21 protein-coding genes and 1 tRNA gene are annotated in these 26,271 nt (G+C 67.5%); 1 reads left to right on the plus strand and 21 read right to left on the minus strand.

Annotation, left to right across the window (positions count from 1 at the left end):
* The first annotated feature begins 9 nt into the window (after positions 1-9).
* Positions 10-1,440: a DNA polymerase Y family protein gene (locus ACEZHJ_RS03010; protein ID WP_163138686.1), complete on the plus strand. Its 1,431-nt coding sequence runs from the start codon at positions 10-12 to the stop codon at positions 1,438-1,440.
* A gap of 6 nt (positions 1,441-1,446) precedes the next feature.
* Here the strand turns inward: ACEZHJ_RS03010 and ACEZHJ_RS03015 are convergent, their stop codons facing one another.
* From ACEZHJ_RS03015 to nuoF, 21 genes are all read right to left on the minus strand, one after another.
* A complete protein-coding gene (locus ACEZHJ_RS03015) occupies positions 1,447-2,280 on the minus strand; it encodes a carbohydrate ABC transporter permease (RefSeq protein WP_018717712.1) in 834 nt (277 codons plus the stop codon).
* A 10-nt stretch (positions 2,281-2,290) separates the two neighbouring features.
* Positions 2,291-3,238: a carbohydrate ABC transporter permease gene (locus ACEZHJ_RS03020; RefSeq protein WP_018717711.1), complete on the minus strand. Its 948-nt coding sequence runs from the start codon at positions 3,236-3,238 to the stop codon at positions 2,291-2,293.
* Complete coding sequence (locus tag ACEZHJ_RS03025; RefSeq protein WP_026321008.1) at positions 3,235-4,296, minus strand: ABC transporter ATP-binding protein; 1,062 nt, start codon at positions 4,294-4,296, stop codon at positions 3,235-3,237. Before ACEZHJ_RS03025 ends, ACEZHJ_RS03020 begins: the two co-directional genes overlap by 4 nt.
* A 130-nt stretch (positions 4,297-4,426) precedes the next feature.
* Entirely contained in the window at positions 4,427-5,857 is a 1,431-nt protein-coding gene (locus ACEZHJ_RS03030; RefSeq protein WP_018717709.1) for an ABC transporter substrate-binding protein, read from the minus strand.
* A 187-nt stretch (positions 5,858-6,044) separates the two neighbouring features.
* Positions 6,045-8,162, minus strand: coding sequence for a polyribonucleotide nucleotidyltransferase (gene pnp / locus ACEZHJ_RS03035; RefSeq protein ID WP_040409327.1), 2,118 nt, complete (start codon positions 8,160-8,162; stop codon positions 6,045-6,047).
* Between the two features lie 23 nt (positions 8,163-8,185).
* Positions 8,186-8,458: a 30S ribosomal protein S15 gene (gene rpsO, locus ACEZHJ_RS03040; RefSeq protein WP_018717707.1), complete on the minus strand. Its 273-nt coding sequence runs from the start codon at positions 8,456-8,458 to the stop codon at positions 8,186-8,188.
* 112 nt (positions 8,459-8,570) lie between these two features.
* On the minus strand, positions 8,571-9,491 hold the full coding sequence (gene truB / locus ACEZHJ_RS03045) for a tRNA pseudouridine(55) synthase TruB (RefSeq protein ID WP_018717706.1): 921 nt from the start codon (positions 9,489-9,491) through the stop codon (positions 8,571-8,573).
* Positions 9,491-9,877, minus strand: coding sequence for a 30S ribosome-binding factor RbfA (rbfA, locus tag ACEZHJ_RS03050; RefSeq protein WP_018717705.1), 387 nt, complete (start codon positions 9,875-9,877; stop codon positions 9,491-9,493). The genes truB and rbfA overlap by 1 nt, the downstream gene beginning before the upstream one ends.
* A 21-nt stretch (positions 9,878-9,898) precedes the next feature.
* Entirely contained in the window at positions 9,899-12,547 is a 2,649-nt protein-coding gene (infB, locus tag ACEZHJ_RS03055; protein ID WP_163138685.1) for a translation initiation factor IF-2, read from the minus strand.
* 83 nt (positions 12,548-12,630) lie between these two features.
* The gene (gene nusA, locus ACEZHJ_RS03060; protein ID WP_018717703.1) at positions 12,631-14,130 is read right to left on the minus strand and encodes a transcription termination factor NusA; all 1,500 of its coding nucleotides are present in this window, start codon (positions 14,128-14,130) and stop codon (positions 12,631-12,633) included.
* A 13-nt stretch (positions 14,131-14,143) separates the two neighbouring features.
* Positions 14,144-14,605, minus strand: coding sequence for a ribosome maturation factor RimP (gene rimP, locus ACEZHJ_RS03065; RefSeq protein WP_018717702.1), 462 nt, complete (start codon positions 14,603-14,605; stop codon positions 14,144-14,146).
* Positions 14,606-14,732: 127 nt separating this feature from the next.
* Positions 14,733-14,809: transfer RNA gene (locus ACEZHJ_RS03070), tRNA-Met, on the minus strand.
* 130 nt (positions 14,810-14,939) lie between these two features.
* Positions 14,940-16,379 (minus strand): NADH-quinone oxidoreductase subunit NuoN, encoded by a 1,440-nt coding sequence (gene nuoN / locus ACEZHJ_RS03075; protein WP_018717701.1) that lies wholly within the window; start codon positions 16,377-16,379, stop codon positions 14,940-14,942.
* 54 nt (positions 16,380-16,433) lie between these two features.
* Positions 16,434-17,948: an NADH-quinone oxidoreductase subunit M gene (locus ACEZHJ_RS03080; protein WP_026321007.1), complete on the minus strand. Its 1,515-nt coding sequence runs from the start codon at positions 17,946-17,948 to the stop codon at positions 16,434-16,436.
* Between the two features lie 63 nt (positions 17,949-18,011).
* Positions 18,012-20,027 (minus strand): NADH-quinone oxidoreductase subunit L, encoded by a 2,016-nt coding sequence (gene nuoL, locus ACEZHJ_RS03085; RefSeq protein ID WP_018717699.1) that lies wholly within the window; start codon positions 20,025-20,027, stop codon positions 18,012-18,014.
* A gap of 4 nt (positions 20,028-20,031) precedes the next feature.
* On the minus strand, positions 20,032-20,337 hold the full coding sequence (gene nuoK, locus ACEZHJ_RS03090) for an NADH-quinone oxidoreductase subunit NuoK (protein WP_018717698.1): 306 nt from the start codon (positions 20,335-20,337) through the stop codon (positions 20,032-20,034).
* Between the two features lie 41 nt (positions 20,338-20,378).
* Positions 20,379-20,993 (minus strand): NADH-quinone oxidoreductase subunit J, encoded by a 615-nt coding sequence (locus ACEZHJ_RS03095; protein WP_026321006.1) that lies wholly within the window; start codon positions 20,991-20,993, stop codon positions 20,379-20,381.
* A gap of 42 nt (positions 20,994-21,035) precedes the next feature.
* Complete coding sequence (gene nuoI, locus ACEZHJ_RS03100; protein ID WP_018717696.1) at positions 21,036-21,524, minus strand: NADH-quinone oxidoreductase subunit NuoI; 489 nt, start codon at positions 21,522-21,524, stop codon at positions 21,036-21,038.
* 13 nt (positions 21,525-21,537) lie between these two features.
* Positions 21,538-22,557 (minus strand): NADH-quinone oxidoreductase subunit NuoH, encoded by a 1,020-nt coding sequence (gene nuoH, locus ACEZHJ_RS03105; protein WP_026321005.1) that lies wholly within the window; start codon positions 22,555-22,557, stop codon positions 21,538-21,540.
* A 37-nt stretch (positions 22,558-22,594) separates the two neighbouring features.
* A complete protein-coding gene (gene nuoG, locus ACEZHJ_RS03110; protein ID WP_018717694.1) occupies positions 22,595-24,994 on the minus strand; it encodes an NADH-quinone oxidoreductase subunit NuoG in 2,400 nt (799 codons plus the stop codon).
* The gene (nuoF, locus tag ACEZHJ_RS03115) at positions 24,991-26,271 is read right to left on the minus strand and encodes an NADH-quinone oxidoreductase subunit NuoF (RefSeq protein ID WP_018717693.1); all 1,281 of its coding nucleotides are present in this window, start codon (positions 26,269-26,271) and stop codon (positions 24,991-24,993) included. The genes nuoG and nuoF overlap by 4 nt, the downstream gene beginning before the upstream one ends.

Consider the following 26,271-nt stretch of genomic DNA (forward strand, 5'->3'; position numbering starts at 1 on the left):
AATGGCCCCATGACGCTGTGGCTGTGCCTGCGGGTGCCGGAGCTGGCGCTGGAGGTCTTCCAGCGGGCCGGAGGCGACGACGATGCCCGCGTGGTCGCCGAAGGCGGTACGGTATCGGCGGCCAACCGGCCGGCCCGCCGCGCCGGGGTGGCACCGGGCCAGCGCGTCAGCGCCGCCCGGGCCCTGGTGCCCCGGCTGCTCTGCCACGAACGCGATCCGGCCGCGGAGGCTCGGGCCCTGCGTCAGCTCGCCGCCTGGTCGCTGCAGTTCACCCCGGTGGTAAGCCCCCAGCGCCCGGACGCCCTGCTGCTGGAGATCGGCGGCAGCCTGCGCTACTTCGGCGGACTGGAGCGGCTGCGCACGACGATCGCCGACGGCGTGGCGGGGCTCGGCTACCGGCCGCTGACCAGCCTCGCCCCGACCCCTACCGCCGCCTGGCTGCTTGCGCGCGCCGGCGACACGACGGCCGCGACGACGCAGACCGAGAGCGATGCGGCACTGACCCAGTTGCCCGTGGCGGTCCTCGCGCTGGAACAGCCCCGCCACCATGAAGAGCTCACCGGCCTCGGCTGCGAGACCCTGGGCGACGTCCTCGCCCTGCCCCGGGACGGCCTCGCCCGGCGCTTCGGCCATACCCTGCTGCGCCAGCTCGACCGCGCCCACGGCCGTCACGCCGACCCGCGCCACCCCTGGCAGCCCCCGCCGCGCTACCGCGCCGAGATCACCCTGCCCCGGGAAAGCGGCGACCGGGAGCTGATCGCCAGGGGCCTGGAACGACTGCTCGGCGAGCTCTGCGGCTACCTGAGCGGGCTCGGCCGGGGGGTCCAGCGCCTGGAGCTGCGGCTCCACCACGTCCCCCGCGGGGCGAGCACCGCCCGCGTCGGCCTGCTCGCCCCGAGCCGCGATGCCGCACACCTGCTCACCCTCGCCCGCGAACGCCTGGAACGCCTGGCCCTGTCCGGCCCCGTGCAGTCACTCACCCTGCTGGCCGGCGACCTCCAGCCACTGGCCCCGGAATCGCCGGCACTCCTGCCCGGCGCCCGGGAAGAGACGCCGTGGCACGGCCTGGTGGAACGGCTCTCCACGCGCCTGGGCGAGGAGACGGTCAACGGCCTGCACACCCGCAGCGAGCATCGACCCGAGCGTGCCTGGCATTACGTCGCCCCCGGCCGCGGCGGCGGGACGCCGGCCCCCAACCCCGCACGCCCGCTGTGGCTGCTGGACCCGCCCCGGGCACTGACCGTGAGCGCCGAGACGCCCGCATGGCACGGCCCCCTCACCCTCCACGACGGGCCGGAGCGCATCGAGTCCGGCTGGTGGGACGGCCAGGACGTGGCCCGCGACTACTACGTGGCCAGCAACCCCGGCGGGGAACGGCTGTGGGTCTACCGCGAAAGGGGCCATGCCCGCGGCTGGTTCCTCCACGGGCTGTTCGCCTGAGCCGCCCTATCCCGTCTCCGCGCTCTGGAAGCCACGGACCAGGTAGTCGAACAGCAGCCCGTAGGCGAGCCCCAGCGGGATCGCCACGATCGCCGTCGCCGCCATCAGCGAAGGCCAGAAGTAGACATCGCCGCGGATCAGCTCCGTGGGCACGCCGGCGCTGAGGTTGCGCGAGGCGCTCTCGCTGATGAAGGTCACGGAGTAGATATAATTCGACAGCGACAGCGAGAACGCGAACACCATGCATGCCCCGATGCCCGGCAGGGCCTGGGGCAGCACGACCTTGCGGAACGCGGTGAAGCGCGAGCAGCCGTCCAGCAGCGCCGCCTCGTCGAGCTCCCGGGGCACCGAGCGGAAGAAGCCCAGCAGCAGCCACGTACAGAAGGGCACCGTGATGGTGGGCAGGACCACCACCAGCGACCAGATGCTGTTCGCCAGCCCCAGCCACACCACGATGCGGAACAGCGGGATGAACAGCAGCGTCGGCGGGATGAGGTAGACGAGGAAAATCGCCATGCCCGAGCTCTCGCCCCAGCGCCCGGTGAGCCGCGCGAGGGCGTAGGCCGCCGGCACCGCCAGCACCACCGTGATCGCGACCACGAACACCCCGATCACCAGCGAGTTCCACAGGAAGGTGGGGAACGGCGTGCCCGTGAACAGGAACACCAGGTGCTTGAGGGTCGCGCCCTGCTCGTAGAGGAACGGGTTCGACCCCGGGTCGAAGAGCTCCGACTCCTTCTTGAAGATCGTGAGCACGGCATAGGCGATCGGCAGTATCGAGAACAGTACCAGCAGCACGACCGCCGTGTAGAACCCGGTTTTTCTCGCCTGCCTGCGCATGCCCGTCACCTCAGTCGCGGTGCAGCCGTGCGGCGAAACGCAGCGCCACGATCGCCGCCGCCGCGAGCACGGGGAAGAGAAACAGCGACACGGCGGCCCCCTGGGCGAGGTCGCCGCTCTCGATGCCCTTGAGATAGGCCCAGTAGGGCAGGATCTGGCCCGAGTGCCCCGGCCCGCCCCGGGTGAGCAGTGCCACCGTGGACATCTCGCCGATGACCAGCAGCGCAGTGAACAGGATGGCCACGATGAGCACCGGCGCCAGTGCCGGAATAATGATGCGCAGGAGCACCCGGAAGAATCCGGCGCCGTCGATCTGGGCCTGCTCCAGCCGCTCCCGGGGGATGGACAGCCGGCCGGCGAGGACAATGATCGTCGCCAGCGGCAGGGTGCGCCAGATATCGACGAACACCACCGAACCCAGCCCCAGCCACTCCCGGCCGAGGTAATAGAGGTGCTTTGCCGGCCCCAGCGGTGTGCCCGGCCCGAGCAGGCCGAGCTGTACCAGCAGCCAGTCTATCGGGCTGAACTGCGAGTCCAGCAGCCACAGCCAGGTGATGGCCGCGAGCGCCACCGGCATCGCCCAGGGCAGCATGAACAGCACCTGCACGAGCCGCCGGCCGGGGAATTCCCGCGCCAGGATCTCCACGGCGATAGTCGCCAGCACCACGATGCCCACGACGGTAGCGACGGTGACGATGATGCTGTTGCGCAGCGCGCTCATGAACGCTTCCTGCTGCATCACCGCACGGAAATTCTCCAGGCCGACAAAGCTGCTGATCGTGGGATCGCCGACGGTGGCATCGCTGAAACTCAGCGCGATGGCGATGCAGAACGGCACCGCCACGAAGGCGACGATATAGAGCACCGCCGGCGCGAGCATGACGGTGCCGAGGACCCGTGGCCGCTCCAGGGCGTCCCCCGCGCGGGCGAACCAGCCGCCCTGCGCCGCGGCACTCATGCCGCCACCCCCGACGGGGCAGACCGGCGCTCGCCGCTCTCGGCATCGAAGTAGCGCGCGTTCGCCCGGCGCACGACCAGGGTCCGGCGCTGACCGGTCTCCATGCTCGGCGGCTCCGCCTGCCGCAGCCGCGCGATCACCCGCGGACGCCGCCGCCCGGTCTCGGGGACGCCGGCGCACACGGCAGCGTAGATCAGCCACTCCGCACCGAGGAACTCCAGGTGCTCCAGCTCGACCTCGAGGCGCAGCGCCACCTCCCCGGGGTCCTCCTCGCCGTGCTCGAGAAGCAGGTGCTCCGGGCGCACACCGAGGATGACGTTGTCACCGAGATCGAGACGGTTCATGGGTGGATCACCGATAAAGCCGGCCACGAAGAGGTTGCCGGGATCCTCGTAGAGCGTTCGCGGTGTGCCCAGCTGCTGGATGCAGCCGTTGTGCACCACCGCCACCCGGTCCGCGAGCCCGAGGGCCTCGAGCTGATCGTGGGTGACGTAGAGCGTGGTGATCTGCGTACGGTCGTGGAGCTCGCGCAGCTCCCCGCGTGCCTGGCTCCGGATCTGGGCGTCCAGCGAGGACAGCGGCTCGTCGAAGACGAATAGCTCCGGGTCGCGCACCAGCGCCCGGGCCAGCGCCACCCGCTGCATCTGCCCGCCGGACAGCCGGGTGGGCCGGCGTTCGAGCAGATCGCCGATATCCAGGATACCGGTCACCCAGTCGATCTTCTCACGCTGCTCCGCGGCGGGTACCCGGCGCGCCACCAGCGGGAAACGGATGTTCTCCAGCACGCTCATGTGCGGATACAGCGCGAAGCTCTGGAAGACCATGGCGACGTTGCGCCGCTTGGGCGGGATGCCAACGATGGAGCGTCCGTCCACCAGGATGTCGCCGGCACTCGGCTCCTCGAGCCCGGCAACCATGCGCATCAGCGTGCTCTTGCCGGAGCCGGACGGTCCGAGGATGGCGAGGAGCTCGCCGTCCGTGGACGTGAGGTCGATGCCGTCCACCGCGCGGATGCGGCCGAAGTGCTTCTTGAGGCCACGAGTCTCGAGTACCGCCATGTCGCCGTTCGCCCCGTTAATACAATCATGGATCATCGCCCGCCGCACCGGAACGGGCCGGCGCAGCGGGACTCATTTCGGGGGAGCCGGCCCGCCCCGGCCGGGGGCGGGCCATGGACATCGGCGCTGCTCAGCCGCCGCCCACGTAGCCGCGTTCGCGCCACTTCTCGAAGATGGCGCGAATCTCCCCGGCAGTGTCCTCCACCGCCTGCTCCGGGGTTTTCACGCCACGGGCGACGTCTGCCATCATGCTGGAGATCAGGTGCGACTGGTACACCTCGCTGACAGCAGGGTTGGCATAGCCCGGGTAGCCCAGCCACGCGGTCCAGTCCTCGGCGGTCTTCAACAGACCGAGCTTGTCCGGGGGCTCCGCGCCCCACGGATCGTCGTTCAGCCAGCTGTCATCACCGAAGAGCTGCGGCACCTGGGAGGTAAAGGCCGGGAAATTGTAGAACTTGGAGTAGTAGCTCGCGGACGGATAGTTGTGCTCGAGATCGAGCATGAACTTCTTCGCCGCCTGGATCTTGGTCTCGTCGGTGACGTACTCCGGCATGGTGTGGATGAACCACACGTGGGCCGGCATCTTCACGTCACCCCGCGGTCCCTTCAGGCCCGGCCGGAAGCCGGTGTCTGCGGCCACGTCCGGCGAGCTCTCCTGGGCACTGCGGTAGAAGGAGATGGAGTTCTGGATATATGAGGCGGAACCGCCGATGAAAGTCTGGTTATTGGAGGCGGCGTTCCACGCGAAGACCTCCGGGGTCATCGCGTTCTCGAAGAGCTGCTTCTGGAACTTCACGGCCTCGACGACCTCCGGCGAGTCGAAGGTGACATTGCCGTTCTCGTCCTGGATCGAGCCGCCGAAGGACCAGATCAGCGCGCGGGCATAAAACTCGGAGTCGATCTCCGGCGACATCCCCACGGCAACCGGCGTGCCGGTCTTCTGGAAGATCTTGCCGCCGCCCTCGAGCAGGTCCGCGTAGGTCTGCGGGCCATCGGGGTAACCGGCGTCCTTCCACAGAGAGCGACGGTAGTCACCCGGGTCCGGCACCCAGCCGTGGCAGAAGCCGTACCACATGTCCTTCGCCGGCAGGTAACTGGAACGCTCGCAGGTGCCGGCACGCTCGCCGAACTCCGTCGCGGCGGCCTTGTTGACGTCGTTCAGCGGCTTGAGCCCGTCGATGAACGCGGTCGGCGGGGCCACCATCTCGAACAGCGTCGCCCCCTCGCCGGCGGAGATCGACGCGGACAGGGTCGAGGCCAGATCGGCGATGTTGATGAAATTCACCGTGACGTCGACGTTATGCGCGTCACCCCATTCCTGGGCGTACTGCTTGAACCACTGGTCATAGCGGGGCACGAAGTGGCTCCACTGGGTGATGCTGATGCTCGTGCCGTCGGGGAACTGCTCGGGGAAGCTCATGTCCCCGTACTGGGTCTTGGAGAAGTCGGGGGCCGGCGGTTCGCCGGCGGCCCATGCGGTGCCCGTCACCAGGCAGGCGGCGAGGAGCGCAGTGGCACAACGCCGCGGGAAAGAGGCGGATTCACGGGGATAGTTGGACATTTTTGTGTCCTCCTTCGCGAAACGAGGAGTACACTGTGAGTCTAGAATCGCGTGGTGCGCTGTCAACGAACGGCGGAGACAGCGCGAACATGCCATCCCCGGAAACCGTCTTTCCCGGCAATATGCGATGAACCAAAAAAAGGGGCCTTACGGCCCCTTTTTCGCATGTTTCAGAAACCGGCGCCCGTCAGGCGTCGGCCTCCTCCACCGCCTTGATGCTCAGCCGGATCCGGCCCTGGCGGTCCACCTCCAGGACCTTCACGCGCACCACCTGTCCCTCGGAGAGCTCGTCGGCGACGCTCTCGACACGGCGGTTGGAGATCTGGGAGATGTGCACCAGCCCGTCGCGACCCGGCAGTATGTTCACGAACGCGCCGAAGTCCATGAGCTTGATCACCCGGCCCTCGTAGATGCGGCCGACCTCGACGTCCGCGGTGAGCAGCTCGATGCGCCGGCGCGCCTCGTTGGCGGCAGCGGCGTCCGTGGAGGCCACGGTAACCACGCCGTCATCCGAGATGTCGATGCTCGTGCCGGTTTCCTCGGTGAGCTGGCGGATGGTGCTGCCGCCCTTGCCGATGACGTCACGGATCTTCTCGGGGTCGATGCGCAGGGTAAGCAGCCGCGGCGCGTGCTCGGACATCTCCTGGCGGGGCTCGGCGATCACCTCGTTCATCTTGCCGAGGATGTGCATGCGGCCTTCGCGGGCGCGCTCCAGCGCCTTCTCCATGATCTCGCGGGTGATCCCGTTGATCTTGATGTCCATCTGCAGCGCGGTGACGCCATCCTCGGAGCCGGCGACCTTGAAGTCCATGTCGCCGAGGTGATCCTCGTCGCCGAGGATATCGGTGAGCACGGCGAAGTCGTCGCCTTCCTTGATCAGACCCATGGCGATACCCGCCACCGGCGCCTTGATCGGCACGCCCGCGTCCATGAGCGAGAGGCTGGTGCCACAGACACTGGCCATGGAGCTGGAGCCATTGGACTCGGTGATCTCCGAGACCACGCGGATCACGTAGGGACACTCCTCGCTGCTCGGCATCACGGCCTGGATGCCGCGCTTGGCGAGCTTGCCGTGACCGATCTCACGGCGCTTGGGGCTGCCCATGAAGCCGGTCTCGCCCACGCAGTACGGCGGGAAGTTATAGTGGAGCATGAACGGCTCCTTGCGCTCGCCCTCGATGGCGTCCACCACCTGGGCATCGCGCCCGGTACCCAGCGTGGTGATGACCATCGCCTGGGTCTCGCCGCGCGTGAACAGCGCCGAGCCGTGGGTACGGGGCAGCGCACCGACCTCGATGGTCAGCGGCCGTACCGTGTTGTTGTCACGCCCGTCGATCCGCGGCTCGCCGCGGATGATGCGCCCGCGCACGATCTGCTTCTCGAGGGACTTGAACGCATCGGCGACCTCGCGCTCGCTCCAGCCCTCCGGATTTTCCTCGGTGGCGGTCAGCTCGGCAACGACGCGGTCACGTACGGCACCGACCGCGGCCTGGCGCTCCTGCTTGTCCACCACCTGATAGGCCTCGGCGAGCTCACCGCCCGCGAGCTCCTGCATGCGCGAGACCAGCCCCTGATCCTTGGCCGGCGCCTCCCAGTCCCAGCGGGGCTTGGCGGCCTCGGCGGCGAGCTCCTTGATCGCGCCGATCGCGGCCTGCATCTGCTCGTGACCGAAGAGCACGGCATCGAGCATGGTCTGCTCGGGGAGGCGGTCCGCCTCCGACTCGACCATCAGCACCGCTTCCTCCGTGCCCGCCACCACCAAGTCGAGGTCGGAGGCCGCGATCTGGCTGAAGGTCGGATTGAGCACGAACTGCCCATCCTGATAGCCGACACGGGCCGCACCGATGGGCCCCTCGAACGGGATGCCGGAGATCGCCAGAGCCGCCGAGGTACCGATCAGCGCCGGGATGTCGGCGTCGACCTCGGGGTTCATCGAGATAACCGTGGCGATGACCTGGACCTCGCTCGTGAAGCCCGCGGGGAACAGCGGCCGGATCGGTCGGTCGATCAGACGGCAGACCAGTGTCTCCTTCTCCGAAGGCCGTCCCTCGCGCTTGAAGAACCCGCCGGGGATCTTGCCCGCGGCATAGGTCCGCTCCTGGTAGTTGACCGTCAGCGGCAGGAAGGGACGGGGCTCGCCATCGTCCTGCTTACCCACGACGGTGACGAGCACCACCGTGTCCGACATGTTGACGAGCACCGCGCCGCTGGCCTGCCGCGCGATGCGTCCGGTCTCGAGCGTTACGGTGTGGTCGCCGTACTGGAACGTCTTCTGGACGGGAGTAGGAATCACAGGCCTATCCATTGTCTGGGCAGCTTTCGTTCGGCCTACTTGCGCAGGCCGAGGCGTTCGATGATCGTCTGATAGCGCTCACGGTTCTTGCGCTTGACGTAGTCCAGCAGCTTGCGACGCTGGTTGACCAGCTTGAGCAGCCCACGGCGGGAGTGGTGATCCTGCTTGTGGGTCTGGAAATGCTCGGTGAGGTGCTGGATGCGCGCGGTCAGCAGCGCGATCTGGACCTCCGGCGAACCCGTGTCGCCCTCGGTGCGCGCGAAATCCTTGACGATTTCGTGTTTCTGCTCGGCAGAAAGAGAAGACATCAACTGCTCCTGGTTATCTCGATGTTCCCGAAAGACGCGTATTCTATCCCCGCGGCGGCCTGAGGAACAACCAAAACCGCGGGGAAACGGATCGTTACGTCACCCACGGGCCTCACCCGGTGGCGACGAGACGCTTGGGCGCGATGCGGCCGTCGTCGAGTACCGTGCCCATGCCGAGGAAGCGCTCGCCCTCGGCGAACAGCCGTACCCAGCCCTGCCCCGGCGCCCGCGGCACCCACACCGGCTGCCCCTGGCGGACGTAGGCCGCCAGATCGCCGCTGAGGTGGATGTCCGGCCAGTCACCGAGGGCCTGCTCCATGGGGATCAGGCGCTGCTCCAGCGCGGCACGCCCCTCGTCCCCGTCGAGCGTTTCCAGCGCCGGAAGGGTGACGAGCGCCGCCTCGTCGCGAAACGGCCCGAGGGCCGTACGGCGCAGGGCGGTGACGTGCGCGCCCGGGCCGACGGCCTCGCCGATATCCTCGACCAGGGTGCGCACGTAGGTGCCCTTGCTGCACGCCACCTCGAGGGTGGCGGTATCGCCGTCGATCGCCAGCAGACGCAGCTCGTGGATCGTCACCGGGCGCGGCGGGCGCTCGACCTCGCGGCCCTCACGGGCCAGCTCGTAGAGCCGCCGTCCCTCGTGCTTGAGCGCCGAGTACATCGGCGGCACCTGCTCGATCGCCCCCTCGAAGCGCACCATCGCCGCCCCCAGGGTATCGCGGTCGAGACCGATGACCGGCCGCTCCGCCACCACCTCGCCCTCGGCGTCACCGGTGTCGGTCACGCAGCCGAACCGGGCGGTGACCCGATAGCGCTTGTCCGCATCGAGGAGAAAGGCGCTGACCTTGGTCGCCTCGCCGAAGCACAGCGGCAGCAAGCCGGTGGCGAGCGGATCGAGGCTGCCGGTGTGGCCGGCCTTGCGCGCATCGAGCAGCCGGCGTACCCGCTGCAGCGCGTGATTGGACGTCACGCCGGCGGGCTTGTCCAGCAGCATGATGCCGTGGACGTTGCGTCCCTTGCGTCTGCGACCCATCAGCTGTCCGGGTTGTCGTCGTCCGTCCCGTCGTCCCGCGCGACGGCCTCGTCAATGAGGCGCGAGACACGGGCACCGCGGTCGAAGGATTCGTCGTACTCGAACACCAGCGCCGGGACCTGGCGCAGCCGCACGCGGCGCGCGAGCTGCGAGCGCAGGAAACCGGCCGCGTGATTGAGCGCCTCGACGGCATCAGCGGAGGCCTCGGCGCTCGCCCCGAGCACGGTGACCAGCACCCGCGCGTGGGCGAAGTCACGGGTCACCGAGACCTCGGAGACCGTGACGGAACCGACGCGCGGGTCGCGCACCTCGTCGCGGATGAGCTCGGCGAGCTCGCGCTGGATCTGCTCGCCGACCCGCCTCGTCCGGGAGAAATCACGTGCCATTAACGTCCCCCGTCCCGGCGATCACAGCTCACGCCGGATCTCGACGCGCTCGTAGCACTCGATCTGGTCGCCGACCTTGACGTCATTGTAGTTCTTCACGCCGATGCCGCACTCGGTGCCGGCACGAACCTCATTGACGTCGTCCTTGTGGCGGCGCAGCGACTCCAGCGCACCCTCGAAGATCACCACGTTGTCACGCAGCACGCGGATCGGGTTGTTGCGCCGGACCACGCCCTCCTCGACCAGGCAGCCAGCGATCTGGCCGAGCTTGGAGGAGCGGAAGACGTCCATGACCGCCGCCTGACCGATGATCTCCTCGCGCACCTCCGGCTCCAGCATACCGCTGATGGCGTTGCGGAGCTGATCGATGGCGTCGTAGATCACGCTGTAGTAGTGGAGCTCGACGTCGTTTTCCTGGGCCGCCTTGCGCGCCTTGCCGTCGGCGCGGACGTTGAAGCCGATGAGCAGTGCCTCGGAGGCCAGCGCCAGGTTGACGTCGCCCTCGTTGATCGCGCCCACTCCGCTGCTGACGACCTTGATCTTGACCTCGTCGTTGGAGAGGTTCTGCAGCGACTGGCCGAGCGCCTCCACGGAGCCCTGCACGTCGCCCTTGATCACGAGGTTGACGGTCTTGACCTCGCCCTCGCCCATCTGGGAGAAGAGCTCGTCCATCTTGGCGGCCTTCTGGGCCTGCAAACGCTTGTCGCGGCTCTTCTCGCGGCGGCCCTCGGCGATCTCGCGGGCCTTGCGCTCGTCCTCGAGCACCAGGACCTCGTCGCCGGCCTCAGGCAGACCGGAGAGACCGAGCACGACCACCGGGGTCGACGGACCGGCGTCGTCGACGCGGTTGCCGCCCTCGTCGAGCATCGCGCGGACGCGCCCGTACTCCGTGCCGGAGAGGATGACGTCACCGGTGTGGAGCACGCCGTTGCGCACCAGCACGGTCGCCACCGGGCCGCGCCCCTTGTCGAGGCTGGACTCGATAACCACGCCGTTCGCCGGGCAGTCCACCACGGCCTTGAGCTCGAGGAGCTCCGACTGGAGCAGCAGCGCCTCGAGGAGCGCGTCGATGCCCTGGCCGGTCACCGCGGAGACGTTCACGAACTGGGTGTCGCCACCCCACTCCTCGGGGATGACCTCGAACTGGGTCAGCTCCTGGCGCACGCGATCCGGGTCGGCGCCGGGCTTGTCGATCTTGTTGACGGCCACGACGATCGGCACTCCGGCCGCGCGGGCGTGCTTGATCGCCTCCTGGGTCTGCGGCATGACGCCGTCGTCCGCCGAGACCACCAGGATGACCACGTCGGTGACCTGCGCACCGCGGGCACGCATGGCGGTGAAGGCCTCGTGCCCGGGGGTGTCCAGGAAGGTCACCATGCCCTGGTCGGTCTTCACGTGATATGCACCGATGTGCTGGGTGATGCCGCCGGCCTCGCCGGACGCCACCTTGGTGCGGCGGATGTGGTCGAGCAGCGAGGTCTTGCCGTGGTCGACATGGCCCATGATGGTGACCACCGGCGCCCGCGGCTCGCGCTCGCCCTCGGGCTCCTCCGCCTGGGCGAGGATCTCTTCCTCGGCGGCGTTCTCGTTGACCACCTTCGGACGGTGCCCCAGCTCCTCGACGAGCAGCACGGCGGTGTCCTGGTCGATGGCCTGGTTGATGGTGGCCATGACACCCTGCTTCATCATCTCCTTGATGAGATCCGCCGCCTTGACGCTCATGCGCTGGGCGAGATCGCCGACGGTGATGCTCTCGGGCACCTCCACCTCGCGGACCACCGGCTGAGTCGGACGCTCGAAGCCGTGCTGCAGCTGCTCGGCGGCGCCACCGGCACGACGCCCCCCCCGGCGACCGCGACCGCCGGCACCCTTGGTCTCGGCGCCCTTCTTGCGCGCCTTGCCCTTGCCCTTGGCTGCCTTGCGCGCGGCCCGCTCCTCGGCCTCACGCTCGCGCTTCGCCTCCGCCTCGAGACGCTTGCGCTCCTTCTCTTCCTCGATTTCCTTCTGGCGCTGGGCCTCGGACTCGTTGGCCTCCTCCGTCTCCTCGGCCTCGTCCGCCGCGGTGGCCTCGTCAACGGGCTCCGGTTCGGCTACGGGCTCGGCCTCCTCCGCGGGAGTCTCCTCGGCGGCGGGCGCCTCCTCGGCCTCCGGCGTCGACTGCTCGCCGGCCTCGGCCTGCTCCGGGACGGACGCCTCGCCGGCCGCTTCGGTGGAGACGGCCGTCTCCGATGCCTGCGGCTGCGGCTCCGGCTGGGCGTCCGGACGCGCCAGGGCGTCGTCGAGTGCCTCCTCGAGGACACGGGCATCGCGCTCGTGCTGCTCCGCCTCGACGACACTTCGCTTGACGTACGTGCGCTTCTTGCGAACCTCGACGTTGACGGTGCGCCCGCCGGTGCTGCCCCGGCTGCCGCGCCCACCGGCACCGCCGGGCACGCGGATCTGGCTGTGACTCTTGCGCTTGAGCGTGATCTGCTTGGGACCGGGACCGGCCTCGCTGTCACCGCGACCCGCGGCCTTGCGCAGGTGCTCGACGAGCGTGGACATGTCCTCGCGGGAGAAGGTGGAACTCGCGTTCCGCCCCTCGATGCCGGCCTCATTGAGCTGGGTCAACAGGCGGTCCACGGGGATGCCAGCGGCCTCCGCGAAATCCTTGATCGTCGTATTCGCCATAAACTTCTACCTCCGGTCCACCTGTTGCCGAGCGCCGTTTCCGAGCGGGTAGCGACGACGCCTCCCGTCGCCGCGGGCCCCGTTCAGGACTCCCCGTCCTGCTGCTCGGCGAACCAGGGCTCGCGCGCCTTCATGATGAGCGCCGCGGCACGCTCCTGGTCCATGCCCTCAACCTCGAGCAGGTCGTCCACCGACTGCTCGGCCAGGTCCTCCATGGTGGTGATGCCCTGCTGCGCCAATGCCTGGGCCAGCGTCTCGTCCATTCCTTCCATGCCGAGCAGGTCCTCCGCCGGCACCTCGCCCGCGGCCTGCGCCCGCTCGGCCTCGCGCTCGGCCAGCACATCCCGTGCCCGCGCACGGAGCGCCTCGACGATATCCTCGTCGAAATCCTCGATCTCGAGCAGCTCCGCGGCGGGCACGTAGGCGATCTCCTCGAGGCTCGAGAAGCCTTCCTCGACCAGCACCGCGGAAATGTCCTCGTCCACGTTCAGCGTGTCGACGAACATCTGCAGCAGCTCCGCGGTCTCCTGTTCGCTCTTCTCGCGGGCCTCGTCGGCGGTCATCACGTTCAGCTCCCAGCCGGTGAGCTGACTGGCGAGGCGGACGTTCTGCCCGCCGCGGCCGATGGCCTGGGAGAGCTGATCCTCCGCCACCGCGATGTCCATGCTGTGACGATCCTCGTCGACGACGATGGACTCGACCTCCGCCGGCGCCATCGCGTTGATCACGAACTGGGCCGGGTTCTCGTCCCACAGGATGATGTCGACCCGCTCGCCGGCGAGCTCGTTGGACACCGCCTGCACGCGCGAGCCACGCATGCCGACACAGGCCCCGACCGGATCGATGCGCGGATCCAGGGCATGTACCGCGATCTTCGCGCGCATGCCCGGATCACGCGCCGCCGCCGGCAGCTCCAGCAGCTCCTGGCCGACCTCGGGGACCTCGAGCTTGAACAGCTCCAGCAGGAATTCCGGCGCGGTGCGGGAGACAAAGAGCTGCGGACCCCGATTCTCGGAACGGACCTCCTTGAGGTAGCCCCGCAGGCGGTCACCGGGGCGCACCGCCTCCCGCGGGATCATCTCCTCGCGGGGGATGAAGGCCTCGGCGTTGCCGCCAAGGTCCAGGTAGATATTGCCCCGTTCGACACGCTTGACAATGCCGGTGATGAGCTCGCCCTCGCGCTCGTGATAGGCCTCGACGACCTTTGCGCGCTCGGCCTCGCGGACCTTCTGCACGATGACCTGCTTGGCCGTCTGGGCGGCGATACGACCGAACTCCACCGACTCCATCGGTTCCTCGATGGTCCCGTCGATCTCGGCCTCCGGATCGCGCTCGCGGGCCTGTTCCAGGGTGAGCTCGCGGTCCGGCTCCTCGAGGGCCTCGTCCTCGACCACCGTCCAGCGCCGGAACGTGCTGTACTCGCCGGTGCGACGGTCCACGCTCACGCGCACATCCATCTCGCCGCCATGGCGCTTGCGCGTCGCCGAGGCGAGCGCCGCCTCGATGGCCTCGAAGATGACCTCCTTGTCCACGCCCTTCTCGTTCGAGATGGCATCGACAACCAACAGGACTTCTTTGCTCATTGATTACTCCAGCTCACCGGCCTTCGGGCTCCAGCTCGAGATTGGCGCGATCGACCACTTCCAGCGGCACGAGCACCTCCTCACCGTCTTCGTCGACCGCGACGGCGTCGTCACGCAGACCGCGCAGCACGCCGCGGACACTGCGCCGGCCGTCGTGGCGGCCGCGAATACGGATACGGATCCGCTCGCCCACGAAGCGGTCGTAGTCCGCGGGCTTGAACAGGGGACGCTCGAGCCCCGGCGAGGAGATCTCGAGGTTGTATTCCGCCGGGATCGGGTCCTCGACGTCGAGCACACCGCTGACCTGATGGCTCACCGCCTCGCAGTCGTCGACGTCGATGCCCTCCGGCGTGTCGATGTAGATCCGCAGCAGCCCGCGCTTGCTGTTCGGGTGGTACTCCAGGCCAACGAACTCGTAGCCCATCGCCTCGACCACCGGCTGCAGGATCTCGGTCAGTCTCTGTGCCGCCGCCATGCCGTCTGTATCGTCCCCACAAACAAAAAATGGGCCACGTCGGCCCATTCTTCGAAAAACCGCTGCGGCGGCGCCGTGGCTGCGCCACCTACAAAAAAAGGCCGCAAGCGGCCTTTTCGAAGATGCCTGGTAGCGGGGGCAGGATTTGAACCTGCGACCTTCGGGTTATGAGCCCGACGAGCTGCCAGACTGCTCCACCCCGCATCTGACAAACAGTATTCTAACCGCGGCGTTGCGCCTTTTGCAAGCCCTCTTGCGAGGATCCCGCGGGGCGTTGACCCCGCCGCGGAGGACGTATGATACGCCTCGCGACGGGCAATGCAACCCTCCCGTGCTACCCGCCGAAGGCCGCGCGACAGACCGCGAACAGCGCACCGGGGAACAGCCCGAGACCGAGGATCGCCACGCCGTTGAGCCCGCAGACCCAGCGCACGGTCGCGGAGGCGGGAATCGCCTCGGCCTCGCCCTCGATACGCTCGAAGTACACGGCCTTGAGCACGCGCAGATAGTAGAAGGCGCTGATCACCGCGAACAGCACCGCGACCACCGCGAGCCAGACATGCCCCGTATCGATCACCGCCTTGAGCACCGCCCACTTGGAGTAGAAGCCCACGGTCCCGGGCACACCGGTCATCGAGAACATCACCACCAGCATGACCAGCGCCATACCGGTGCTGCGATCGTTGAGACCGCGCAGGTCGGCGATCTCGTCGGCCTCGTGGCCCCGGCGCGAGAGCACCATGATCATCCCGAACGCCGCCGCCGACATCAGCGCATAGCTGATCGCGTAGAACAGCGACGCGGCATAGCCCTCTTCCGTGCCGGCAATGAAACCGAGGAAGAGGAAGCCGATGTGGGCCACCGTCGAGTACGCCAGCAGCCGCTTGAAGTTGTCCTGCACCAGCGCGAACAGCGAACCCACGGCCAGCGATGCCACCGCCATGAACGTCGCCATGACCTGCCAGTCGCCGTGCAGCGCGCCGAGCCCCTCCGCGACCAGGCGCAGGAACAGCGGCACGGCGGCGACCTTGGACACGGTGCCGATGAACATCGAGGTCGGGGTCGCCGCGCCCTGGTAGACGTCCGGCACCCACATGTGGAAGGGCACCGCGCCGAACTTGAAGGCCACGCCCACCAGCGCGAAGGTCAGGCCGAAGGCGAGGAGCATGTTGTCCGGGCCGCCCGCCGCCTGCGCCGCGATCTCCGCCAGCTCCAGGCTGCCGCTGCCGCCGTAGATCATCGACATGCCGTAGAGCAGCATGCCCGAAGACAGCGCGCCCAGGACGAAGTATTTCATCGCTGCTTCGGAGGCAATACGGCTGTCCCGGTCAAAGGCCACCATCGCGTACAGCGCCAGCGACATGAGCTCGAGGCCGAGATACAGCGTGAGCATGCTGCCCGACGAGGACATGACGAACCCGCCGAGCACCGCAAACAGCCCGATCAGGTAGAACTCGCCACGCAGGAGGTTGCGCTGGCGCAGATAATCACGGCTGTAGGCGAACGCCAGGAAGGCGAAGCCGGCGATGCTCACCTTCAGCGTCGCGGCCAGACTGTCGGCGACGTAGGTACCGTTGAAGTCAACGGTATCCACGCCCCACTGGCTCTGCACGGCGAACCACATGGCGCCGAGCAGCGCGATCTGGCTGAGATAGAACGCCGGGGCGCTCTCGCGCCCGGTGGCGAACAGATCCGCGACCAGGACCACGCAGATCATGGCGAGCAGCCAGATCTCCGGGAGTGCCAGCGAGAAGTTGGGGATCACGAACGACATAGAGTACCTCGAGCCTATTCCTTTGGACGCGCCGTCCCGTTCAACCTCTGGACACTAGTTGGCCGCCATGACGATATTCGCCAGGTGCGAGAGTGTCGGCTCCATGACCTCCACGAGTGGCTGCGGCCACACGCCGAGGGCCAGCACCGCCAGCGCCAGCACGCCCAGGATCAGGAACTCGCGGCGATTGATATCACGGAGCGCCGCCACACCCTCGTTGGCGACCTCGCCGTAGACCACCCGCTTGATCATCCACAGCGTGTAGCCCGCCGCGAGCACCAGCGTAGTGGCCGCCAGGAACGCGAACCAGAAGTCCGCCTGGAAGGCCGCGAGCACCACCATGAACTCACCGACGAATCCGGATGTGCCCGGCAACCCGGCGTTCGCCATCGCGAACATGACGAAGAAGCCGGCAAACATCGGCATGCGGTTGGCCACCCCGCCGTAGTCGGCAATCCGCCGCGAATGCAGTCGGTCATAAAGCACGCCGACGCACAGGAACATCGCCGCGGAGACGAAACCGTGAGAGATCATCTGCACCGCCGCGCCCTCGAGGGCGAGCACCACGCCGGAACCCGAGACCGCCTCGGAACCGGCGATGCGGAAGATGGCGAAGAACCCCAGGGTGACGAAGCCCATGTGCGCGATGGACGAGTAGGCGATCAGCTTCTTCATGTCACTCTGGACGATCGCCACGAGGCCGATGTAGACCACCGCGATCAGCGACAGCGAGATCATCAGCCAGTCGAGCTGCACGCTCGCCACCGGGGTGATCGGCAGGCTGAACCGCAGGAAACCGTACCCGCCGATCTTGAGCATGATCGCCGCCAGGATCACGGAGCCGCCGGTGGGCGCCTCGACGTGGGCATCCGGCAGCCAGGTATGCACCGGCCACATGGGCACCTTCACCGCAAACGCGGCGAGGAATGCCAGGAAGATCATGGTCTGGATGGCCGGGTCCAGGCCCAGTCCGTAGAAGTCCGGGATCGCGAAGCTGCCCGCCTGATAGCTGAGGTAGATCAGCGCGACCAGCATCAGCACCGAGCCGAGGAACGTATACAGGAAGAACTTCAGCGTGGCGTAGATACGGTTCGGTCCGCCCCAGATACCGATGATCAGGAACATCGGGATGAGCATGGCCTCCCAGAACACGTAGAACAGGATGGCATCCAGAGCGCTGAACACGCCCACCATGATGCCCTCCATCACCAGGAAGGCGGCGAGATACTGCTGCGGCTTGTAGCGGATGACCTCCCAGCCGGCGATCACCACGAGCACCGTGGAGAACGTGGTCAGGATCACCAGGGGCATGGAGATGCCGTCGACGCCGAGGAAGTACTCAATGCCGAAGGTATCGATCCAGGTCGTGCGCTCCACGAACTGCATGGCCGCGGTGCCACTCTCGAAGCCCGCCCACAGGGCGAGACTGAGAACGAAGACCACCACACTGATCGCGAGCGCGAGCCGCCGACTGAAATCGGCCGCCCGCTCGCCAGTCATCAGCACCGCCAACCCGCCGAGAATGGGCAGCCAGATCAGCAGGCTAAGCACAGGCCAACCTTCAAACATTCGCTCATTCCTTGCCGTCGTTGTATCGAGATGCGCCGTGCAGCGCGCCGGTCGCGGCGCGCACTAGGCGAACCAGCCCTGCCAGCCGCCCACGAGCCAGGTGAGCAGGATCAGCAGGCCGATGATCATCGCGAACGCATAGTGATAGAGGTAGCCGGACTGCGCGCCACGCACCAGCGCCGCCACCCGGCCGATGGTCCGCGCCGTGCCGTTGATCAGCACGCCGTCGATGAGCCCGGCATCACCGCCGCGCCAGAGCACCCGGCCGATACCGCGCCCGAGGCCAGCGAAGCCATTGATCCACAGCGCATCGAAGCCGTACTTGCGCTCGAGGATCCCCCCGACCGGCCCGAAGGCGCGCCGCACGCCGGGCAGCAGCCCCGGGCGTGCGATATAGAGCACCCAGGTCACCGCGACACCGGCCACGGTGAGCCAGAAGGCGGGGTTGACCAGCGCGTGCACGCCGAAGGAGACCGGGCCGTGCCAGACCTCCTCCGCCATGTGATGGAGGACGTCATGCGCCTCGGCGACGTGGATGGCACCGCCGAAGTAATCGCCGTAGAGCACGGGACCGGTGGTGAACCAGCCGATGACCACCGAGGGGATCGCGAGCAGGATCAGCGGCACGGTCACCACGCGCGGGGACTCGTGCAGGTGCTCGCGGGTATGGGCGTCCATGCGCTCCTTGCCGTGGAAGACGAGGAAGAACAGCCGGAACGAGTACAGCGCCGTGACGAACACCCCGAGGAGCACACACCAGTAAGCGAACTCGGCCCCCGGCCGGCCCTCGGTGGCGGCGAGATGCACCGCCTCGATGATGGCGTCCTTGGAGTAGTAACCGGAGAAGAACGGCGTGCCGATGAGCGCGAGTGTACCGACCAGCATGGTCCAGTAGGTCACCGGCATGTACTTGCGCAGCCCGCCCATCTCGCGCATGTCCTGCTTGTGGTGCATGGCGATGATGACCGAGCCCGCGCCGAGAAAGAGCAGCGCCTTGAAGAAGGCGTGGGTCATGAGATGGAACACACCCGCCGCGTAGGCGGACGCCCCCAGGGCCACGAACATGTACCCGAGCTGCGAGAGCGTGGAGTACGCGATCACGCGCTTGATGTCGTCCTGAACCAGGCCCACCAGGCCCATGAAGAACGCCGTGATGCCGCCGATGACCAGGATCACCGACAGTGCGGTGACCGACTGCTCGTAGAGCGGCGACATGCGCGCGATCATGAAGATGCCCGCCGTGACCATGGTCGCGGCGTGGATGAGCGCGGAGATCGGCGTGGGACCTTCCATGGAATCCGGCAGCCACACGTGCAACGGCACCTGCGCGGATTTCGCCATCGCGCCAATGAGCAGCAGGATGCAGGCGACGGTCGCGACCAGCGCCTCCCCGCCGAACAGCGTCATGGTCTCGCCCGTGCTCTGCGCAGCCGTGCCGAACACCTGCGCGTAGTCCAGGCTGCCGTAGTACATGAACACCGTGGCGATGCCGAGCACGAAACCGAAGTCACCGACGCGGTTGACCAGGAACGCCTTGAGATTGGCGAAGGTGGCGCTCGGGCGATTAAGCCAGAACCCGATCAGCAGGTAGGAAACCAGGCCGACGCCTTCCCAGCCGAAGAACAGCTGCATGAAGTTGTTCGCCATCACCAGCATGAGCATGGAGAAGGTGAACAGATTGATGTAGCTGAAGAATCGCTGGTAGCTGGCGACACCGGCACCGCTGCCCGCCGGCCAATTGTGCTCGTCGTCCGCCATGTAACCGATGGTGTAGATGTGCACCATCAGCGACACGAAGGTGACGACCACCATCATCATCGCGGTAAGCCGGTCCACCAGGAAGCCGACCTCGACGGTCAGACCCTGGATCGCGGCCCAGGTATAGACCGCCCCGTTGAACGGCTCCGCCGCCCCGGAGAGCTGGCCGAACAGGGTCACGAACGACAGCGCGCAGGAGATCGCGACCGCGCCGATCGCCACCCGATGGGCCCCCACCCGGCCGAGCCGCCGGCCATAAAGGCCGGTGACCGCGGCCCCGATCAGGGGCGCCAGAACGATGAGCAGATATACCGTCTCCATTCGATCAGCCCTTCATGCTGTCAAGGTCGCCGACATTGATGGTGTCGCGGTTGCGGAACAGCACCACGAGGATCGCCAGTCCGATGGCGGACTCGGCAGCAGCCACCGTAAGGATGAAGAACACGAACACCTGTCCGTGGATATCCCCCAGGGCGCTGGAGAAGGCGATGAAGTTGAAATTCACCGCCAGCAGGATCAGCTCGATGGACATCAACAGGATCAACGCGTTCTTGCGGTTGAGAAAGATCCCGGCCACACCGAGGCTGAACAGGATCGCCCCGAGCACCAGATAATGCGACAGTTCCAGCATGCGTTCGTCCCGACCGTCTTGGGGTTTGCGAGGTCTATCTATCAGTCCCGTTTCTCGGGATTCATGCGCACCACGCGCAGCCGTTCGGCCTTCCTGGTGTGCACCTGTTTGGCGATGTCCTGATGCTTCGTGCCCGAGCGCCGGCGCAGCGTGAGCATGATCGCGGCGATAATCGCGAGCATGAGCACCACGGCGGCGACCTCGAACGGATAGACGTAGATCGTGTAGAGCACGTTGCCGATCAGGGCGGTGTTGCTCTGGGCCGTGCCCACACCGCCGAGCGCCTCACTGGCGCCGCCGGCGAGCCCGACCGCCGAGAGCTCGCCGGAGCCCAGCACGAGCAGCATCTCCAGCAGCATCGCCGCGCCCACCAGCACCCCGACGGGCAGATAGCGGGCAAAGCCCTCGCGCAGCGGTGCGACGTTGATGTCGAGCATCATCACCACGAACAGGAACAGCACCATCACCGCGCCCACGTAGACGAGCACCACGGCGATGCCGAGGAACTCCGCCTGCGCCAGCAGCCAGAGCACGCCGCTGTTGAAGAACGCCAGCACCAGGAACAGCGCCGAGTGCACCGGGTTGCGCGCAGTGATGACCATGGTGGCGGCAAAGATCAGCACCGCCGCGAATACGTAGAAGATGATCAGCTCAATCACGTCGCCTTCTTCCTCGTTGGCCTGTGACGCCCGCCGGGCTCACCGGTACACCGCGTCCGCGGCCCGGTCCCGGGCCAGCTGCGCCTCGTACTCATCACCGAACGCCAGCAGCTGCTGCTTGTTCACGATCTGCTCACCGCGCTCCTCGAAGTGGTACTCGAACTCGCGGGTCTCGACGATCGAGTCCACCGGGCAGGATTCCTCGCAGAAGCCACAGTAGATGCACTTGAACAGGTCGATGTCGTAACGCGTGGTCCGCCGCGTACCGTCCTCGCGCGGTTCGGACTCGATGGTGATCGCCAGTGCCGGACAGACCGCCTCGCAGAGCTTGCAGGCGATACAGCGCTCCTCGCCGTTGGGATAGCGGCGCAGAGCGTGCCGCCCGCGGAAACGCGGCGACTGGGGGGCGCGCTCGTCCGGGTACTCGATGGTGTACTTCGCGTCGAACAGATGCCGGCCGGTGAGCTTCAGGCCCTTGAGCAGCTCGACCAGCAGGAAGCTGTTGAAGAAGTCGCGAATCGCTTGCATGGGAGCCTCCAGCTCAGAACCAGGGGCCGAACCCGGTGAGAATGAACACCGACTCGACGACCAGCCAGACCACGGTCACCGGGATCAGCACCTTCCAGCCGAGCCGCATGATCTGGTCGTAGCGATAGCGCGGGAATGTGCCGCGGAACCAGATGTAGCAGAACAGGAAGAACGCCACCTTCAGGCAGAACCAGATCATGCCCGGGACCAGATCGAAGATCGGGCCGAGCACCGGCAGACCGTGAAACGGCGAGTACCAGCCACCGAGGAACATGATCGCCGCGAGCCCGGAGATCAGGATCATGTTGGCGTACTCGGCGAGGAAGAACACGGCGAACGCCATGCCCGAGTATTCCACGTGGAAGCCCGCAACGATCTCCGACTCGCCCTCGGCGACGTCGAACGGCAAACGGTTGGTCTCGGCAACGCCGGAGATCCAGTAGACGATGAACAGCGGCAGCAGCGGCAGCCAGAACCAGTTCCAGATCGGGCCGGCCTGGGCCTCGACGATCTCACTGATATTGAGGCTGCCCGAGGCCATGAGCACGCCCACCAGGGCGAAACCCATGGCGATCTCGTAGGAAACCACCTGGGCGCCGGCGCGCAGCGCGCCGAGAAGCGCGTACTTCGAGTTGGAGGCCCACCCGGCGACGATAACGCCGTAGACACCGAGCGAGGCCATCGCGAGGACATAGAGCAGGCCGGCGTTGACGTCCGCGATCACCAGCCCCTGGCCGACGGGCAGCACCGCCCAGGCCGCGAGCGCCGGCATGATCGAGAGCATGGGGGCGATCACGAACAGGCCGCGGTTCGCGTTCAGCGGCAGCACGATCTCCTTGAGCATGAGCTTGAGCGCGTCCGCGAACGGCTGCAGCAGTCCATAGGCCCCCACGCGGTTGGGGCCGCGGCGCAGCTGGATCCAGCCGATGACCTTGCGTTCGGCATAGGTCATGTACGCCACGGCGATCAACAGCGGCACCAGCAGCACCACGATTTTCGCCAGAATCCATACTAGCTCGAGTATTTCAGCCATGCCTGTCTCGCTTTGCCCTCGATGCAGCCGCGCATGCTCACACGCGCGTGACCGTGACCTCACCCATCAGCGGCCCCAGGGCCTCGCTGCCCTGCAGCCCGGCATCCACCCAGACGGTCTCCGCCGGGACCGCGGCGTCCACCGTCACGGTCAGACGGCTCGTCGCCTCGCCCTGGCGCACCTCAACGGTCTCGCCCTCGTTGATACCCAGCGCCGCGGCGGTCGCCGGGGCCAGCACCGCACTCGCCGGACGCGCCTGCGAGGTCCGCTGCAGGGCCTCGCCGCGGCGCACCAGCGCGTCGGTGCCATAGAGCGCGACGCCGCCGGCACGCATCAGCCCGGAGGGCGAGCGCGGTTCGAGGGTATCGTTTTCCCACGCGAGCATGTCCGGCTCGCCGCCGCGGACCCGCCCGCGCAGATCGGCGTGGATCTCGTCCGGTGCCTGGTAGTCGTAGCCGTCCAGATCCAGCAGGTTGCCGAGCACCCGCAGCAGACGCCAGGCCGGACGGGCCTCGCCCACCGGACGGCCGACGCCCGCGAAGGTCTGCCAGTCACCCTGGGCGTTGACCAGCGTTCCGGCGGTCTCGCCGAAGCTCGCCACCGGCAGGATGACGTCCGCCCAGGCCTTCATGCGCGGCGTCGCCCAGGGGCTGAGCGCCAGCGCGAACTCCGCCTCACCGAGCGCCCGCTCCGCGGCGGCGCCGTTCCAGAAATCGTGTTCCGGCTCCACGCCCAGGGTGATGAATCCGGACATGCCCTCGCGGATCATCGCCCCGGCATCCCGGCCGCGGCCCTGTCCGCCACCAACCTGACGGTGGGGCACGGCGCCCGCGAGCCAGCCGCCGGCACTGTTGCCCCCGGCCGTCAGGACACCGAAGGACGCGCCGGCAGTGCGGGCCACGTAGGCCGCCAGCGCGCGCAGCTCGGCGCCCGCCGGATGGCCCTCGACGAGCCCGCCGGTGAGCACGGCGGCATCCCCGGCATTGGCGAGCGCATCCGCAATGCGGCGGTGCTCGTCCCCGACCGTGGCACCATAGGCGGCGACCCACTGCGGCAGGGACTCGCCCCGGCTCTCTGCCAGCGCGGTCGCGACGGCCGCTGCCGCCTCGACCATGGCACCGGGATGGACCACGTGCTCCAGGGTCGGACGGAAGTTCCAGTCGTGAGCACGCGGGTTGAGGAACATGACGTCACCGCCGCGCAGGCTGGCCTGGCGGAGCCGGTGGTTGAGCAGCGGCACCTCCCAGCGGGGATAGCCACCGACCACGAATGCCGCGTCCACGCTCTCGAAGTCCGCGATGGGCCGCCCCAGCGACGGGCGCTCGGGGGCGTGATCATCGTCCCGGAAATCGGCCTGGCGCAGGCGATGATCGATGCTGTCGCTGCCCAGGTCACGGACCAGACGCGCCAGCAGGTACATCTCTTCGGTGGTGGCCGAGGGCGAGACCAGCGCGCCCAGGGCCTCGCCGCCGTGGCGCGAGACCACGGACTTGAGCGCCGAGACGGTGTGCTCCAGCGCCGTCTCCCAGTCCGTCTCGCGCCACTGGCCGTCGAGCTTGATCATCGGCCGGGCGAGTCGGTCCTCGCTGTAGACACCCTGGTAACCGAAGCGGTCGCGGTCGGCAATCCAGTTCTCGTTGACCGACTCGTTCTCCCGCGGCACGACACGCTTGATCGTCCCGCGCACGTGATGGAGGTTCAGATTGGCGCCGACGGGGTCATGGGGACTCACCGAGGGGTGACTGAGCATCTCCCAGGCACGGGCCCGGAAGCGGAAGGGCTTGTTGGTCAGCGCGCCCACCGGGCAGAGGTCGATGATGTTGCCCGAGAGCTCGGAGTGAACACCATGCCCGACCCAGGTGCCGATCTCCATGTGCTCGCCGCGGTACATGCCGCCGAGCTCCGAGGTCCCGGCGATTTCGTCGAGGAAACGCACACAACGGGTGCAATGAATGCAGCGCGTCATCTCCGTGGCAACGAGTGGGCCCAGGTCCTCGTCCTTGACCGAGCGCTTGCGCTCGACGAAGCGGGAGACACTCCGGCCGTAGCCCATGGAGACGTCCTGGAGCTCGCACTCGCCGCCCTGATCGCAGATCGGGCAGTCCAGCGGATGATTGATCAGGAGGAACTCCATCACGCCGCGCTGCGCCTTGAGCGCGCGCTCGGACTGCGTGGAGACCGTCATCCCGTCACCTACGGCGGTGGCGCAGGCGGGAAGCGGCTTGGGCGCCGGGCGCCCGTTCATCTCCACGTCCACCAGGCACATGCGGCAGTTCGCCGGCACCGAGAGCTTGCGGTGATAGCAAAAGCGCGGGATGTCGATGCCCTGCTCGTCGGCGACCTGGATGATCGTTGCGCCCTTGGGCGCGGCGACCTCGCGGCCGTCGATGGTGACGGTGACGGTGTCCGGCTTCGTTTCCTCGACCTTCGCGTTCATGCTGCCGCCTCAACCATGGAGCGCTTGTGCTCGATGTAGTACTCGAACTCGTGGCGCCAGTATTTGAGCACCCCCTGCACCGGCCACGCCGCCGCCTCGCCGAAGGCACAGATGGTATGCCCGGCGATCTGGCCCGCCGCCGCCTCGAGCAGCTCCAGGTCCTCGGCGCGACCACGACCCTCGTAGATGCGCTTGATCACCCGGTGCATCCAGCCCGTGCCCTCGCGACACGGGGTGCACTGACCGCAGGACTCGGCGTAGTAGAACCGGGAGATGCGCATCAGCATCTTGACCATGTCGGTGGTCTCGTCCATTACCACGACCGCACCCGAGCCCAGGCCGGACCCGGCCTTCTGGATGGAGTCGTAGTCCATGTTCATCTCCATCAGCACGTCGGCCGGGAGAATGGGCATGGACGAGCCTCCGGGGATCGCGGCCTTGAGCTTGCGCCCACCGCGCATGCCGCCGGCCATCTCCAGGAGGTCACTGAACGGCGTGCCCAGCGGGATCTCGAAGTTACCGGGCCGCTCCACATGCCCGGAGACCGAGAAGATCTTGGTGCCGCCGGCATTGGGGATGCCGAGATCCAGGAACCAGTCCGCACCGTTGCGGATCACGGAGGGCACGGAGGCCAGGGTCTCGGTGTTGTTGATCGTCGTCGGCCGGCCATAGACGCCGAACTGCGCCGGGAACGGCGGCTTGTTGCGGGGCTGGCCCTTCTTGCCCTCCAGCGACTCCATCAGGGCCGACTCCTCGCCGCAGATGTAGGCACCCGCGCCGAGGTGGTTGTAGAGCTCGAAGTCGAAGCCGGAACCGAGGATGTCCTCGCCCACGTAGCCCTGCTCGCGCGCCTCCGCCAGTGCCTGCTCCATGCGCTCGAACGGTTCCTTCATGAACTCGCCGCGCAGGTAGTTGTACCCATGGGTCGCGCCCATGGCGTAGCCGGCGATAACCATGCCTTCGATCAGCGCATGGGGGTTATAGCGCAGGATATCGCGATCCTTGCACGTACCCGGCTCCGACTCGTCGGAGTTGCACAGCAGGTACTTCGGCCCCGGGGCATCCTTGGGCATGAAGCTCCACTTCATCCCCGCCGGGAAGCCGGCACCGCCGCGGCCGCGCAGGGAGGACTTCTTGACCTCCTCGATGACGTCGTCCCGCGACATGCCCTCTTTGAGCACACGCTGCAGCGCCTGGTAGCCGCCGACCTTGAGGTAATTCTCGAGCGTCCACGGCTCGTCGAATTGCAGCGTCGCGTAACAGACCTCGTTAGCCAT

Source organism: Arhodomonas sp. KWT2, assembly GCF_041949875.1.
GTDB lineage: Bacteria > Pseudomonadota > Gammaproteobacteria > Nitrococcales > Nitrococcaceae > Arhodomonas > Arhodomonas aquaeolei.

Excerpts from the sequence above, each read along its gene's own strand:
- pnp (WP_040409327.1), bottom strand. The coding sequence starts at position 8,162 with ATGGATAGGCCTGTGATTCCTACTCCCGTCCAGAAGACGTTCCAGTAC.
- ACEZHJ_RS03030 (WP_018717709.1), bottom strand. The coding sequence starts at position 5,857 with ATGTCCAACTATCCCCGTGAATCCGCCTCTTTCCCGCGGCGTTGTGCC.
- ACEZHJ_RS03015 (WP_018717712.1), bottom strand. The coding sequence starts at position 2,280 with ATGCGCAGGCAGGCGAGAAAAACCGGGTTCTACACGGCGGTCGTGCTG.
- nuoL (WP_018717699.1), bottom strand. The coding sequence starts at position 20,027 with ATGGAGACGGTATATCTGCTCATCGTTCTGGCGCCCCTGATCGGGGCC.
- infB (WP_163138685.1), bottom strand. The coding sequence starts at position 12,547 with ATGGCGAATACGACGATCAAGGATTTCGCGGAGGCCGCTGGCATCCCC.
- nusA (WP_018717703.1), bottom strand. The coding sequence starts at position 14,130 with ATGAGCAAAGAAGTCCTGTTGGTTGTCGATGCCATCTCGAACGAGAAG.
- ACEZHJ_RS03080 (WP_026321007.1), bottom strand. The coding sequence starts at position 17,948 with ATGTTTGAAGGTTGGCCTGTGCTTAGCCTGCTGATCTGGCTGCCCATT.
- truB (WP_018717706.1), bottom strand. The coding sequence starts at position 9,491 with ATGGGTCGCAGACGCAAGGGACGCAACGTCCACGGCATCATGCTGCTG.
- rpsO (WP_018717707.1), bottom strand. The coding sequence starts at position 8,458 with ATGTCTTCTCTTTCTGCCGAGCAGAAACACGAAATCGTCAAGGATTTC.
- nuoH (WP_026321005.1), bottom strand. The coding sequence starts at position 22,557 with ATGGCTGAAATACTCGAGCTAGTATGGATTCTGGCGAAAATCGTGGTG.
- nuoN (WP_018717701.1), bottom strand. The coding sequence starts at position 16,379 with ATGTCGTTCGTGATCCCCAACTTCTCGCTGGCACTCCCGGAGATCTGG.
- ACEZHJ_RS03010 (WP_163138686.1), top strand. The coding sequence starts at position 10 with ATGACGCTGTGGCTGTGCCTGCGGGTGCCGGAGCTGGCGCTGGAGGTC.
- rimP (WP_018717702.1), bottom strand. The coding sequence starts at position 14,605 with ATGGCGGCGGCACAGAGACTGACCGAGATCCTGCAGCCGGTGGTCGAG.
- nuoK (WP_018717698.1), bottom strand. The coding sequence starts at position 20,337 with ATGCTGGAACTGTCGCATTATCTGGTGCTCGGGGCGATCCTGTTCAGC.
- nuoG (WP_018717694.1), bottom strand. The coding sequence starts at position 24,994 with ATGAACGCGAAGGTCGAGGAAACGAAGCCGGACACCGTCACCGTCACC.
- ACEZHJ_RS03020 (WP_018717711.1), bottom strand. The coding sequence starts at position 3,238 with ATGAGTGCCGCGGCGCAGGGCGGCTGGTTCGCCCGCGCGGGGGACGCC.
- ACEZHJ_RS03025 (WP_026321008.1), bottom strand. The coding sequence starts at position 4,296 with ATGGCGGTACTCGAGACTCGTGGCCTCAAGAAGCACTTCGGCCGCATC.
- rbfA (WP_018717705.1), bottom strand. The coding sequence starts at position 9,877 with ATGGCACGTGATTTCTCCCGGACGAGGCGGGTCGGCGAGCAGATCCAG.
- nuoF (WP_018717693.1), bottom strand. The coding sequence starts at position 26,271 with ATGGCTAACGAGGTCTGTTACGCGACGCTGCAATTCGACGAGCCGTGG.
- nuoI (WP_018717696.1), bottom strand. The coding sequence starts at position 21,524 with ATGCAAGCGATTCGCGACTTCTTCAACAGCTTCCTGCTGGTCGAGCTG.